Origin of the sequence: Rhizobium deserti (assembly GCF_004358025.1) — a bacterium.
GTDB lineage: Bacteria > Pseudomonadota > Alphaproteobacteria > Rhizobiales > Rhizobiaceae > Neorhizobium > Neorhizobium deserti.
This window is the reverse complement of sequence record NZ_SMTL01000005.1, coordinates 90,992-104,901: the sequence shown is the minus strand read 5'-3', so window position 1 is coordinate 104,901 and position 13,910 is coordinate 90,992. Positions and strand designations below refer to the sequence as shown.

Annotated in this window: 11 protein-coding genes; 1 reads left to right on the top strand and 10 read right to left on the bottom strand. The window is 60.7% G+C overall.

Annotated features, from left to right (window positions below; genetic code table 11):
• Positions 1 to 380: 380 nt before the first annotated feature.
• The 10 genes from E2F50_RS17915 to E2F50_RS17870 all read right to left on the bottom strand — a co-directional run bounded on the left by E2F50_RS17915 (position 381) and on the right by E2F50_RS17870 (position 12,267).
• Entirely contained in the window at positions 381 to 2,342 is a 1,962-nt protein-coding gene (locus E2F50_RS17915; RefSeq protein ID WP_133317686.1) for an FAD-binding monooxygenase, read from the bottom strand.
• A 136-nt stretch (positions 2,343 to 2,478) separates the two neighbouring features.
• Positions 2,479 to 3,456, bottom strand: coding sequence for an ABC transporter substrate-binding protein (locus E2F50_RS17910; protein ID WP_133317542.1), 978 nt, complete (start codon positions 3,454 to 3,456; stop codon positions 2,479 to 2,481).
• A gap of 81 nt (positions 3,457 to 3,537) precedes the next feature.
• Positions 3,538 to 4,326 carry a class II aldolase/adducin family protein gene (locus tag E2F50_RS17905; protein ID WP_133317541.1) on the bottom strand — a complete coding sequence of 263 codons (789 nt, stop codon included), beginning with the start codon at positions 4,324 to 4,326 and terminating at the stop codon, positions 3,538 to 3,540.
• A 60-nt stretch (positions 4,327 to 4,386) separates the two neighbouring features.
• Positions 4,387 to 5,391: an ABC transporter substrate-binding protein gene (locus E2F50_RS17900; RefSeq protein WP_245515460.1), complete on the bottom strand. Its 1,005-nt coding sequence runs from the start codon at positions 5,389 to 5,391 to the stop codon at positions 4,387 to 4,389.
• Positions 5,388 to 6,917 (bottom strand): aldehyde dehydrogenase family protein, encoded by a 1,530-nt coding sequence (locus E2F50_RS17895; protein ID WP_133317540.1) that lies wholly within the window; start codon positions 6,915 to 6,917, stop codon positions 5,388 to 5,390. The genes E2F50_RS17900 and E2F50_RS17895 overlap by 4 nt, the downstream gene beginning before the upstream one ends.
• A gap of 77 nt (positions 6,918 to 6,994) precedes the next feature.
• Positions 6,995 to 7,960: an ABC transporter substrate-binding protein gene (locus E2F50_RS17890; protein WP_133317539.1), complete on the bottom strand. Its 966-nt coding sequence runs from the start codon at positions 7,958 to 7,960 to the stop codon at positions 6,995 to 6,997.
• A 113-nt stretch (positions 7,961 to 8,073) separates the two neighbouring features.
• The gene (locus E2F50_RS17885) at positions 8,074 to 8,856 is read right to left on the bottom strand and encodes an ABC transporter permease (protein WP_245515459.1); all 783 of its coding nucleotides are present in this window, start codon (positions 8,854 to 8,856) and stop codon (positions 8,074 to 8,076) included.
• On the bottom strand, positions 8,835 to 9,611 hold the full coding sequence (locus tag E2F50_RS17880; RefSeq protein WP_245515458.1) for an ABC transporter permease: 777 nt from the start codon (positions 9,609 to 9,611) through the stop codon (positions 8,835 to 8,837). The genes E2F50_RS17885 and E2F50_RS17880 overlap by 22 nt, the downstream gene beginning before the upstream one ends.
• Positions 9,608 to 10,447, bottom strand: coding sequence for an ABC transporter ATP-binding protein (locus tag E2F50_RS17875; protein WP_133317682.1), 840 nt, complete (start codon positions 10,445 to 10,447; stop codon positions 9,608 to 9,610). Before E2F50_RS17875 ends, E2F50_RS17880 begins: the two co-directional genes overlap by 4 nt.
• 5 nt (positions 10,448 to 10,452) lie before the next feature.
• Positions 10,453 to 12,267: a thiamine pyrophosphate-binding protein gene (locus E2F50_RS17870; RefSeq protein ID WP_133317538.1), complete on the bottom strand. Its 1,815-nt coding sequence runs from the start codon at positions 12,265 to 12,267 to the stop codon at positions 10,453 to 10,455.
• 245 nt (positions 12,268 to 12,512) lie between these two features.
• Here E2F50_RS17870 and E2F50_RS17865 point away from each other — a divergent pair, with 245 nt between their 5' ends.
• The gene (locus tag E2F50_RS17865; RefSeq protein WP_161974223.1) at positions 12,513 to 13,466 is read left to right on the top strand and encodes a LysR family transcriptional regulator; all 954 of its coding nucleotides are present in this window, start codon (positions 12,513 to 12,515) and stop codon (positions 13,464 to 13,466) included.
• Positions 13,467 to 13,910 lie beyond the last annotated feature (444 nt).

Genomic DNA, 13,910 nt, shown 5'->3' with positions numbered 1-13,910 from the left:
CGAACAACCAGATCTCTGGCAGGATGGCCACAGCCGCACAGCGACCTGCTCGACGCCCAAGCCATCGCCGGAACGAGACAAAATGATCGCCCATTTAGATTTCTCGCTGTGGCTGTGATCACTTCAGACTGTCGTGCGAGCTCAAGATGATCATCGCGTCGTCCAGCAAGCCGCGCCGCTTGACAGCCTCTATCACCGGTCCACTCCCGAACAACATTCGGCAACCCGCATCTTTTAGGATTAATACAACGGATCGGGAGTTTATCCGCTTTCAGACATCGAACCCGAAAACCTCATCTTGTAACCGATTGTTGAAAGACAGTACTTGAAAGGACTGGAACGGCAGCCGGGATGAAGAGCAAGCAGGCCATCAACGGTCATTATTCACCGTTCCCTCGCATTATAGTCTCGCCTCTGTGGACCGGAAGAAAAACGCTCATAAAGAACGCGATAAGTTCTTCGTAAGCGTCAAGCTTGAAAATTTGAGACACATATTGATCAGGGCGGACCACGATCATGCACCCCATTTCCCGGCTCACGCTTCGGAGTTCGAAAATGTCTTTGCCAACACTGAGATCAGCACAAAATATCTTTTCATAATCCCGCAGATCAAGACGTCCTTTGGCAGGTACAAGCAAAGTTGGCATTTTCTCGACCTTAAGCTCGCGATGAGGCTGCTGAAAAGTGACGCGCAGGTCAATCACTGAGTCCACGTCCTCGCCTGATGGCGTATAAACTTCTAATGGGGAAGTCGCCGAACCAACCAGAAATTCGCACAGTTCCGCAATTGGGTGACCCGGCTGCCCGTTGTCGCCGACTCCGGCGAATACATAGAAGCGCCAACGGCCATCGGCTCTAGCCACATGGCCGAGTTGCATGGGCTTAGCGTCGGCGAGGCGAATAACAGGTGCCGAATGAAAGCGCATGCCGATGGGGAAACCAGGCGCAAGATTTTGGCATGATGCATTTCCGGTTAAGACCGAAGGCCCATAGAGGGTTGCCGTTCCCGCCGTGTAGCGACCCGACCTGATGAAATATTCCTGCACCTCACGCGGCTCTATCCCATTCGGGTTGGTGGCCGACTTCAGCGGCGCGCTAAGCATCCTGGCCCATCCGCGGTCGAACTCGATAAGTTCGCGGGCAATTGCCTGACGTTCTGCGGAGTAGGTGTGAAGCAAATCCGGTGAAGACCGCCCCTCAAGCACGGCGGCAAGCTTCCAGCCTAAGTTGAAAGCATCCTGCATCGACACGTTCATTCCCTGCCCGGCTTTTGGGCTATGGGTATGGCAGGCATCGCCTGCAATGAACACTCGCGGCAGAAGGGTCGCCATCTCTCCATCCGGAACATCGTCGAACTTGTCGCAAAGGCGCTGGCCGATCTCGTAAACCGACCACCAGGCCACCTCCTTCACCTCGAAAGTATAGGGGCGCAGAACACGCTGTGCAGCCGCGATCAGATGATCCACCGTGATATTCCTGCTTGCAACGCGCTCCTGCTCGGCAAGCTTGTCAAGTTCGACATAGATGCGGACCAGATACCCACCTTCCCGCGGTATGAGCACGATACTGCCCTCCCCCGCGGATTGTATGACGCATTTCAGGCGGATGTCAGGGAAATCGGTCACAGCGAGTACGTCCATGACGCCCCAGGCCTGATTGGCGGAATCGCCCTTGAGTTCGAGCCCAAGTGAGCGGCGTACCGTGCTCCTGGCGCCGTCACAACCAACGGCGTAGCGTGCGCGCACCGTCTCGATTTTATGGTCGTCATCCGCCTCAACCCGGTCAAAGCGAGCGATTACTGGATGGGTGCTGGAGGCCGCAGGCTCGATTGTCAAATCGACAAGTCGCCTCTGATAAAAAGGCTCAAGCCGTGTCGGCGAACGGCGCATGATGTCGAGATAGAAATCGTGAATGCGAGCCTGATTCAGAATGACATGCGGCATCTCCGACAAGCCTTCTTCAACATCCTGAATTCGGCCCTGACGATCAATGTTTTCGCGCATCCGTTCATCTGGTTTCCAGAACGCAGTCTCGTTGACCCAATAGGCTTCCTTGAGGACACGTTCGGCGAAGCCGAAGGCCTCGAACATCTCCATCGTACGGCAGGCGATACCATCTGCCTGCCCAAGCTGAAGAGGACCTGGCTTCTGATCGACGATCAGAGTTTTGATCTTTGGGAAGGCCGCAAGCTGCGATGCAAGCGTGAGGCCTGCGGGTCCGCACCCGACAATCAAGACATCGGCTTCCTCGGGCATCGAAGAAGTATCTGACCCAACATGGTCGTCAGACGCTTCTGCAACGGTCGGATCACCGGGACGAAAGCCATTCATATGAAACTGCATCATACTGCCTATTTCAGGATTAATTGAGCATCTTCACTACCGTGAGCTTTAGTGCCTCCAAACTTCTTCAGTTCCTCAGACCGTCGAGCCACGTCCCACGCAACGGGCCGCGGACCTCCTGTCAGCAGGCTGCCGCCTAAGGCGCAAGCGGGCCCGTGCCGGCGACGACCAGTTTCTTGACCTGATCTGCCTGCAGCGGAGCAGGAAGGTATTTGTAGGTCACCGCATCGACCATCAGCTTGTCGAGGCCGTTCACCGTATCGGGAGCGAGATTCTTCTTCGGGTAGAACTCGTCTCGTACCCGCTTGGCAAGCGCCGCATCGGTGCCGGCCCAGGCGGCATAGGCGTCAAGTGCCGCCGGATCTGAGTAAAGCCAGTCTAAGGCTTCGCGGTAGGCCTTCATGACGCGGCCGTAAGCCTCTGCCCGCTGCTCGAACGCTCCGGCATTGGCAATCATCACCCGCACCGACTGGTTAGCGAATTCCGGCACTTCGCCTCCCCGCGCGACGATCCGGATGCGACCCGCATCAATGTCCTTGACACCGAAAGGCGGCGAGGCCCATCCGACGTCGATCTGGCCGGACATCACCTGCGTCAGGGTGGAAGCAGGGCTGCCGGTCGCCGTCGGGGTGAATTTGACGCCCAAGGTCTTCTGCAGCCCCAGCACGACGAGGTTGGTCGAGGAGCCGTTGGTGGAATAGGCGACGGTCTTGCCGGCAGCGTCCTTGATCGTCTTGATACCGCTCTCGGTCTTCGCGTACCAGTAAAGGTCGTTGGCCCCAGTCATCGACGAGCCGATGATCTTCAGCGGCGCGCCCTTGGCCGAAGCGCCCATGACACCATAGGTACCGACGCCGATGCCGATATCGGCACTGCCGGCGATCACCGCCTGCTGTGTCTGCCCGCCGCCCTCGGTATAGAGCAGCTCGAGCGTGATGCCCTGCTTCTTGAAGAAGCCGGCGTTCTGGCCGAGTTCGCAAACGGAATTCTCCCAGTTACCGCGCTGGCCGATGGCGAGCTTGAACTTGTCCTCGGCGGCCCAGACGCGGCTGGAAGACAGGGCTATGGCGGGTATGGTGGCGCCGATCAGGCGCAGGGCATCACGACGTTTCATTTTGGCTTCCTCCCGGTTTTATGGATCTGCACTGCTCCTGCGCCGGCGACTGACAAGGTCGCGTCGCCGCTTCGATGATTGTCAACCGCGTCGGACGCGGGCCTGCTCGAGCCACATGTCCCAGGGGCGCTGGATCTGCCCTTCAACATTCTGCACGCAGGTCCGGCTTTCTTCCTCGGTCAGGAAGGTCACTTCGCCGAGCTGCATCGCCTGCAGCTGGTAGCGGGCGTTGAGTTCTGCATAAACCGCACGGTAGACAGCCTGCTTGATCGAGCCGCCAACCACAGTCGAGCCATGGCCGCGCATCAGCACGATGTCGTGCCCGTCGAAATGCCTGGCGAGCGCCTCGCCGAGCATGTTGTTGCTGATCAGCAGGTCGGTCGCATCGCCGCCGGCCTCGCGGATTTCGAAGACTGGAGCCCCTTGGCCCACAAAGCCAGCCATGTGGAAGATCGCCTTCAGCCGCATTCCCTTGACCACGCTCAAGGGCACGATCGAATGCGAGTGGCTGTGGACGACCGAAACCACGTCCGGCCGCGCCCGGTAGATCTCGCTGTGGATGAACCGCTCCAGATAAACCTTGCGGCCGTTAGCGTTTACCGCCTCGCCGTCCAGCGTGAATTCGACAATGTCTTGCGCCGTCACCCGGCTTGGCGCCATGTTGCGGGCCAGCAGAAATCGGTCCGGCCGCTTGTCGTGCCGCACACTGATATGCCCGAAGGCATCAACAACGCCTTGATCGAACAGGATCTGGTTGGCGGCGACCAGTTCCTCGATCAGCTCCGTCGATGGCGCGGCGGAAGCCTCGGCCGCATCGTCGATATCGACGGCGACCGGCTCGGAACGATGATGCGTGCTGGAACTGCACATGATGGTGGTCTCCTCCCAGAGAAAATGATCAATCGCCGAACCAGGCGGGAACTGGCGGCGCTATAGGCGATGCGTCTCTTGCGTGCCGGGGTGGAACAGGTCGCCGACGGTCAGCCTGCGCGACGACAACCCTTGCTCATGATGGTGCTTCAGGAATGTCTCGAGGGTCGGGAGGTTGTTCTTGACCCCATAAGTCCAGAAGTCCTCGCCCATCAAGGCCTTCGCCGTCGCCAGCTGCTCCTCGACGAAGGGCATGGTCACCTTTGTTGCCGACGTGTCCGCCAGCTTCCGCTCTGCAACCGCCTTCGAGGCCGAAAACGCTTTGAGCAACGCCGCCGGCAGCCAGGGATGCTGCTCGGCGATGGTGCGACGCAGACCCAGCACATGCATGATCGGGAAGATCGAGGTGCGCCGGTAGTAGTCTTGGGCGGCAGCCACCGGATCGGCAAACAGCCAGCCGACATTGGGCGCCCGGCGTGCGAAGCACGAGGGTGCGCGCGGCGTGATCATCGCGTCGATCTCGCCGTCCTCCAGCATCTGAGACAGCGACCGGTCCGCAGGCGCGGCCTCCAGACGGATTTTTTCCGGCAGCGTCACGGCCAGCTTTTCCACCCGGCCGGGCTGCTCGATGCCACCTCGGACCCAGGTCACGTCGTCGGCATTGACACCGTAGTCGTCGGCGAGGATCGCCCTTGCCCAGACGCAGGCGGTCAGCTGATATTCCGGCAGGCCGATGCGCTTGCCCTTGAGGTCTTCCGGGCGTTTGATCCGGTCGGTGCGGACATAGATCGACGTGTGCCGGAAGGCGCGCGACAGAAACGCTGGGATGCCGACATAGTCGCTCGTCCCCTGCGCCACCTTGAGCGTGAAGCTCGACAGCGACAGCTCGCAGACGTCAAACTCGGCATTCTTGAAGGCCCGGAAGAAGATCTCCTCCGGGTCGAGCGTCATGAATACCGGAGCAACGCCGTCCACCAGAACGCTGCCGTCGAACAGCGCCCGGTTGCGGTCGTAGTCGCCGATCGCAAAGGAAAGGCTGAGCTTGCCGAAAGAGTGCATGTTCATGACTGATGGCGCTCCGGTGTCTTGGCGGTGCTGGCTTGCGGGCGAATGCGGATGTGAATGTTCTTTTCCTGGGTATAGGCCAGCAGTTCGCCTAGGCATTCCTCGCGCCCGAGACCGGATTGCTTGACGCCGCCGAAAGGCGCGCCGAGGAAATGCTTCGATACCTCGTTGACCCAGACATAGCCCGCTTCCACCGCCACCGCCGTGCGGTGGGCGGCATCGAGGTCGTTGGTCCAGATCGAGCAGGTCAGGCCGTAGTCGACGGCGTTGACGGTCTCGATCATCGCCGCCTCCTCCGACCAGGGCATGACAGAGAGTACCGGGCCGAAGATTTCCTCGCGGGCGATGCGCATCTGCGGGTCGACGTCTGCAAACACCGTCGGTGGCACAAAGCAGCCGTCTGCCAGCTGGGCGTCGGCCGGTACTTCGCCGCCGCAGATCAGCCGGGCGCCTTCCGACTTTGCCGAAGCGATGAAATCGAGCACCCGCTCATATTGCTGGCGGCTGGCAAGCGCACCCATTGTGGTCGCCATGTCGAGAGGATTGCCCGGCCGAAAATTGCCGCAGACGTCCGGTATCAGTGCCAGGACCTGCTCGTAGATCGAGCTGTGCACAAAGGCCCGGCTGGTCGACCCGCAGGACTGGCCGCACCAGGTAAAATTCATGCCTGCCGCCATGGCTCTGGCGACCTCCATCGGATCCGCGTCGGCAAAGGCGATTAGTGCATTCTTGCCGCCCAGCTCCAGCAGAAGCGGCTTCACGGTTGCCGATGCCGCCTGCATGACGGCCCGGCCCGTCGGCACGCTGCCGATCAGCGACACCATGGCGATCTGCGGGTGCGAGGCAATAGCCGCACCGGCTTCGCGACCGCCTGGAAGCACGTTGAAGACGCCGGCCGGCAGCAGACCCTCCACGAGTTCCGCCAGCCGCAGCGCCGAAAGCGGCGCCTGTTCCGGCGGCTTGACGATCACGGCATTGCCGGCCGCGAGCGCTGCGGCGGACTTCCCTGCGACGAACATGAACGGGTGATTGAAGGGCAGTATCTTTGCGACGACGCCGATCGGTTCGCGGATCGAGAAGTTGATCGCCCCTCTCCCCATCGGGATCGAGGCGCCCTTCATCTCGGTGACCAGGCCAGCAAAGAAATCGAGCTGCGCTGCGGCTGTGTCGGCATCACCGAGCATAACCTTGACTGGATTACCGCAGTCCACCGCATCTATCGCAGCAAGTTCCAACGCATTGTCACGAACGATCTGGGCAATCTGTCTCAAGATCTTGGCGCGCTCGTTCGGATGTACATCCCTCCAGACCTTGAAACCGGCCCGCGCGGCGGCGACGGCGGCATTCACATCGGCTGCGTCGGCATGGGCGACCTGCCCGAGCGACAGGCCGGTTGATGGGCTCGTCACCTCCGATCGGCGATCGCCGGATGCCGGGTGCCAAGCGCCGCCGTAATAAAGATCGCGATGCTGCGGCAGGTTCGGCTGGATGATCCCGGGCGTCGGTTCGGATTTCGCTATGTCCATTGTCGTCCTCACAGCGTCATTGCAGGCTTGGGGATGATGCCGGCCTGCCTAGGGCCGGCATGCGAAGCGGTTTCGGGTCAGTTGCGCGCAGGAATGCGGATCAGCGTCTTCAGCTGGTCTGCGGTCAGCGGCTGCGACATCGCCTTGAACTGAATGCCGTCGGCTATCAGTGAGTCGAGCCCGGACATCTTGTCGGGGTCGATCAGGCTCTTCGGGAAGAACTCGTCGCGGATCTTGCGGGCCGTTTCTAGATCGGTCTTGGCGAATGCCGCATAGGCCTTCAGTGCGTCGTCGCCCTTGTACATCCACTCGATCGTCTCGCGGTAGGCATCCATGAACCGCTGCAACTGGGAAGCTTTGGCGTCGACGACCGAGGCATGGGCGATCAGGGTGCGGATCGACTGTCCCTTGACCGTTTCGACATCGTTTGCATGAGCCAGGATACGGATCTTGTTGGCAGCAAGCGCATCGAACCCGAACGGCGGCGAGGACCAGCCCACGTCGATCTGGCCGCTCATCACCTGCGTAAACGTGGCGGAGGGATTGCCGGTCGCTACAGCCTTCGCCTTCAGCTTGTAGGCGTTGAGATAACCGAGCACGATACTATGCGTCGATGAACCGTTAGTGGAGTATGCAATGGTTGTGCCGTCGGTGGCATCCTGGATCGTCTTCAGGGGCGAGTCGGCCTTCACGTACCAGAAGTCTGCCGCACCGGTTGCCTGGGCTCCGACGATGCGCACTGGAGCACCCTTTTGAAATGCTCCCAGCACGCCGATCGTGCCGGCGGCCACGCCGATGTCGACGCTATTGGAAATCACTGCCTGCATCGTCTCCCCACCGCCCTGGGTGTAGAGCAGCTCGAGGTCGAGATCGTGCTTCTTGAAGATTCCCGCATCACTGCCAAGCTGGGCGACCACCGTATCCCAATTACCCCGCTGGCCGATCGCCACCTTCAAAAGGTCCGCTGCCTGTGCCGGCATGGCCGCCGCTGCCAGACCTGCCGCCATCAGCACGCTGGCAATCCATGGATTGATCTTTTTCATCTCTTTCCTCCCGTATTGAACTCCGGCGGCTTAATTGTCGCCAGGATGTCGATCCAGACCATCGGGTGTTCCTCCACCCCGAAGGCCTTGAGGCACTGGTCCTCGTATGCCGTTCAACGGCGCCGACCGCCGCGAGACAGGCGGCCGAGCGCCGCATTGACGGCAACCGCAATGACGAAGATCGCGATCAGCAGGGCGTACATTCCCGGCATGTCGAAGCGTTGGTAGTTCTGGATCACCAGAAAGCCGAGGCCCTGGTTCGAAAGTTTGGTTTCGGCCAGCAGGACGCCGATCAGGGCGACGCCGAAGCCGAGCCGGAAGCCGTTGACCACCGGTTCGCGCATCGCGGGGAGGTGAACCTTGGTCAGCATCTGCCAACGGTTCGCCCTGAAGCTTTCACCAACGCGTATCAGGATCGGTGGGATCCGGCGCATGCCGGCTGCAACCGCGAGCGCGACGGGAAAGAAGCAGGACACTGCCCCCATCGCGACCTTCGATCCGGATCCAACGCCGAACCACATGATCATCAGCGGAAAGAAGATGATCTTCGGTGTCGGACCGAGATAGTAGAAGTATCGCTCGAAGGCGCGCTCCATGAAATATGAGCCGCCGAGCGACAATCCGGCGATCATGCCGGTCAATCCCCCGATCAGGCTTGCCGCCAGGATTTCCCCAGCGGTCACCTTCAAATTGACGTAGAATTCGGTTGTGGTCAGCAGACGGTAAAGACCGGCTGTGATTTGCGGCAGGCCCGGCACCACGTCCTCGTAGAGCAGGCCGGACATCGACAGCAGCTGCCAGAAGACGAGCAACGACGCGATGATAGCGATCCGCAGCACCAGCACGGCATCCATCTTCGATTTCTGCGGGATCGTCAGCGTACCGGTCGCAGCCATTTTTCCAGCCTTTCCATGACAACGAAGACGATGATGCTGACGAACACCACGAAGCAGATGGCAGCATAGGTGCCGGGCATGTCGTAGCGTTCTGCAAGCTCGTTGATGAGCGGCCCGAGGCCGCCGAAATTGATAAGGAACTCGACGCCCACCACATTGATCAGCGCAAAGATCAGGCCGATCCTCAGGCCCGAGAAGATGCTTGGCAGCGCCGCCGGAAACATGATCTTCCAGAACATCTGCCAGCGGCTCAGCCGAAAACTGCGCCCGGTATCGACGAGCGCCGGGCGAACGGCGCTCAGGCCCTCCAGCGTCAGCATGGCAACTGGCGGAAGCCCTGCAAGCACGGCAATGGCGATGATCGTCCACGGGCTGCGGCCGAAGATCACCAGGAACAGCGGGTAGATGAGCACGATCGGCGCCGCGGCCATCCCGGCGATCCACGTCTCCGTTGCCTTGCGCAGGAGAGGCACGCCCTGCAGGAGGGTGCCGAGCGGGATGCCTATCAGGGCGACCAGCACCGCCGCCGTTCCGGCCTCCGCGGCCGTGACAAGGAACCGGCTCAGGATTTGCTCCTCGACGACGATGCGCTCGAATGCCAATAACACATCCGACGGCCGCGGAACGACATAAGGATTGAGGATGGCGGTGCGGACGAGAAGCTCGATCAGCAAGAAGCCGCATATGATGACCGCCGCACCCGTCAATTCGGGCGCCCAGCGACGGAGAAAGGGATCGCGCGCCACCGTGCTCACCGCGACCCCCGCTCTGCATCCTGCATGCCGCGGCTCGCCTCTTCGCGCAGATCCGCCCAGACCTCGGCGACGTAGCGGCCGAAGGTATCGCTCGACAGCATTTCCGAAGTGCGCGGACGCGGCAACTCGATCAGCGCGATGCGCTTCGTGCGCCCGGGGCGATAGGTCATGATCAGGACCCGATCCGAAAGTTGGACCGCCTCGGTGATGTTGTGGGTGATCAGGAGTACCGTCTGGTTGAGTTCCTGCTGGATCTGCAGCACCTTGTCGCCCAGCAGAAGGCGGGTCTGTTCGTCGAGCGCTGCAAAGGGTTCGTCCATCAAAAGCAGCTTCGGCTCTGCCGCGAGTGTCCGGGCGATGGACACCCGCTGGCGCATGCCGCCGGAAAGCTCCGCCGGATATCGTTTCTCGAATCCATGGAGGCCGACGAGCGACACGAAATGACGCGCCCTCTCCAGCCGTTCGCCCTTCGCCATGCCCTGCAGCTCCAGCGGGAAGGCCACGTTGTCGATCACCGTCCGCCAAGGGAAGGTCGCATCCTCCTGGAAAACCATGCCGATCGACTTGTGCGGGCCGTTGATGGCTTCGCCGTCGATACGGATAGTGCCGTCGCTGATCGAAAGCAGGCCGCCGACGAGGTTGAAGAGCGTCGACTTCCCGCATCCGGATGGGCCGATGATCGACACGAACTCGCCGCGTCCGACGGTTAGCGATATATTGTCGACCGCGACCACAGGTCCGTCCGGCGTCTCGAAGCGCTTGGTGACATGGTCTATCACCAGCATCGGTTCGGGTGCCGTGACCGGAGGCTGCGCAATCTGTTCTGGTCTGATCATGTCGTTCACGAACGTCCTCCACCGTGGCCAGCATGTTCGCGTGTCAGTCCGCTTGCCATGGCTGGCGTGTAGCCCGGCTCCACATGCACCTCGACCACCGCGACACCTCCCGCGTCGACGATTGCGATAGCCTCCTGATAAGCCTTGGTCAGCGCCTCGCGGTCTTTGACCGGTCCGAAGGCGGTGGCACCCTGGGCGCGGGCGACGGCGGCAATGTCGACTTCCGGATCGTCCATCCGCTGGCCGATCCACTTGTTCTCCACCGGCCGGCCGCGCATGCGCGCCATCCGCTCCTGATGCACTTCGTCGTTGTAGAAGGACCGGTTGTTGGCAATCACCATCAGCATCGGGATGCGATAGTGAACCGCGGTCCACACTGCCGTCGCGCCCATCAGGAAATCACCGTCGCCGCAGATCGCAACCGGCATGCGACCGGTGCCACGCAGGGCAAGAGCCGCGCCGACGGCAATGCCGGGTCCACCGCCGATGCCGCCGCCGCCGTCGGACCCGAGAAAGTCCAACGGATCACGGAATGGCCAGCAGCCGCCATCCCAGGAGAGTGGCAGATGGGTTAGGGAAACGTGCTTGCCGATCAATGCCCGACGTAGTTCATAAGCCAGGTCCGGCACGCTGAGCGGTGCGCCGTCCGAGGCGGCCTGTTCGGCCGGCGCGTCGAGTCCCTGCGACGCCCCAGACTCGACATTCACATCAAGCCTCCGGTTGAGGGCGAACACCATCTGGTCGGGATCGGCCGCAATCAAAAGATCAGCGAGCGGCATGGCCTGGTGGTCCATGCTCCAGCCGTTGTGGATATGGTGGTCCAGCGAAACGCGGATCAGCTTGCCGCTAAAGCCGGCTTCCGGCGGCAGCACACCGGCCGGCGCGACCCAGTCGAGATCGAGCACTACGTCCGCATCACGGATGGCTTCCAGCGCTGACGACGACGGGAAGATTGCCGGCGGCGACAGCATCAGCGGATGGTCGGTCGGGAATGAGGCGCCGATTTTCAGGTCTGTCAGGACACGGGCGCCAAGCTTTTCGGCCAGCGCGACACGCTCATCCCAGGCCTTTCGGTCGCGCGACACCCGGCCCGCTAGAATGATGGGTCGTTTTGCGTCTTTTAAAAGAGCCGCGACCCTTTCGACATCGACTTCGCCGGGTGCGTGACTGATATGCGCCGCCATGCGGGAGATATCGAGCGGAGCCGGCATGGCCTCCAGCCGATCTTCCTGCAGGCCGGCATCGAGATTGACATAGACCGGACCGGCCGGAAGCGTTTCGGAAATCCATTTCGCCCGGACGATGGCCTCGCGGGCGGCAAGCGGCGATGCCGGCTGGTTGTCCCATTTGACATAGGGGCGGACGATCGCCCCCTGATCGGCCGCGGTATGGATCCAGTCGATCCAGGGGCGGCGCTTGGCGGCATCGACGGGACCCGTGGCGCCGATTACCAGAACCGGCATGCGGTCGCACCAGGCGTTGAAGATCGCCATCGTCGCATGCATGAGCCCGACATTGGAATGCACTGCGGCAGCGATCGGCTTGCCGGTGACCTTGGCATAACCATGGGCGATAGCGACGGAATGTTCCTCATGCAGACACACGAGCATCTGCGGCGACGTGTTGCCCAGGTAGTTCACCAGGCTGTCGTGCAGGCCGCGAAAGCTTGCACCAGGCACCAGCGCAATGAACGGGATGTCGAGGCTTCTGAGCGTATGGGCAATGAGGTCGCTGCCGAACAGCGCGGTGCCATTGGATGCGACCGGCAGCTCTTTGTTAGCAAGCGCCGTGCTATCCTGCGCAGTGACGCGAGTGTTCATCGCACCGTCCTCGCCGACCGGGCGCCAAGGAGCGATTTCAAAATCGCGCAATCTTCAGCCGGACGCGCTGCGCATGCCGGCAGATCGAACCTCGTCATGGAATACCTCCCTTGACCGCAGGCTGTCTCCTCATCCCTTGGTCGGCTATCAGCAAACCGAAAAGCGATGCCGTTGTCCAATACCGAAAACTTGCGTAGTCAGATTAAAAATGTTTGACTGCGCCGGCTTGCTACTGGGAGGACAGCGTGCGCATCCGGCAATTGGAATACTTTCTGGAAGTCTGCGCCTGTGGCAGCATCACCCAAGCTTCGGCAAAGTTGAACGTCGCACAGCCGGCTCTAGGCATGCAGCTGCGAAGTCTTGAGCAGGAGCTAGGTACCAAGCTGCTGAAGCGTACGGCACGGGGTACGGTTGCCACTGCGGCGGGCCAGGTCTGCCTTGAAGAGGCAAGGATTATTCTCAATCGCGTCCGGTTGCTCAAGCAGCGGCTGAAGGAGATGGAAGCCGCCGAGACGAGCACGGTGAGGCTCGGCCTGACGCCCAGTATGGCAACGCTGATGACCGGCCGCCTCCTGGAGACGATCGGTGCTGGTGCAGTTCCCATCAACGTCCAGATTTTCGAGGAATTCAGTCATATCCTGATGTCGCGGGTCGAGCGGGGCGAATTAGATATCGCACTTGCTTTCAGCGTCCCCGAAGGCACAAGACTCTCGTGTGAGCCGCTGCTGCAAGAGGAACTAACGCTGATCATGGCGCCCGGCACCGAATTCGACGTCGCCAAACCCATCGCTTTCCGTGATCTCGTCGATATCCCTGTCGTCATGCCGAGCGAAAGGGATTTTTTGAGGCAGCTTATCAACGAAGCGCTACGCCGCGAAGACCTGTCTCTCAACATCCTCTACCAGGTAGAATCCATGCGTGCGATGAAGGACCTGATCCTGCGCGGCAGAGCCTGCGGGATTCTACCTTACGGCAATGTCGTCGGTGAGGTCTCGGCAGATCATTTGCGGACAAGGCGCATCATCGATCCGCCGCTTACGCGGACATTGTACTTCATCTGGCCGGCAGGCATTGATTTTGGAAGAAAAGAAAGGATCGTGGTTTCTGCGCTACGCGAGCTTCTGCCCAATCTGTTCGAGGAGGTCGCGACATTCAGTCCTCTTCCCGCGCTCGATAAGGCCACTGGCCGAGTTCCGTAAAATGTCTGCATCCGGACAACGATCGTACTCAACGCAACGCGGCAGCAAGTGAAGCTCGCCTTAAGAGCCCTAATCCTAAGACCAGTAGTTGCAGGCGTATCCTAGTTCGTCAAGGCGCGATGCGGGAGCTTTCAACAAAGCGGCTCCTCAGCTCTGATTGATTTAGGCTTCCTAGATTGCCTAAAGAAGACGATGTTCGATCACGATCTAAATGACCTTCGTCTCAGGCAGCCAGCGACTTCGGATGCCAATGCAGCACCGATTTCGAGCTCGAAGAAGGGCGCTAAGCCGCTTGTTGATTCCAATAGTACGGGTCAGGGAGGTCGCCGATGTCACTGGCTGTATGCCCAAAAGCCGTCCTTTGACGCATGACTTAGGGACTGCAGCATGGTGGTTTTGTAAAAGTTATTGCAAAGAGAGTAACAGGAAACATTGTAATGAGAT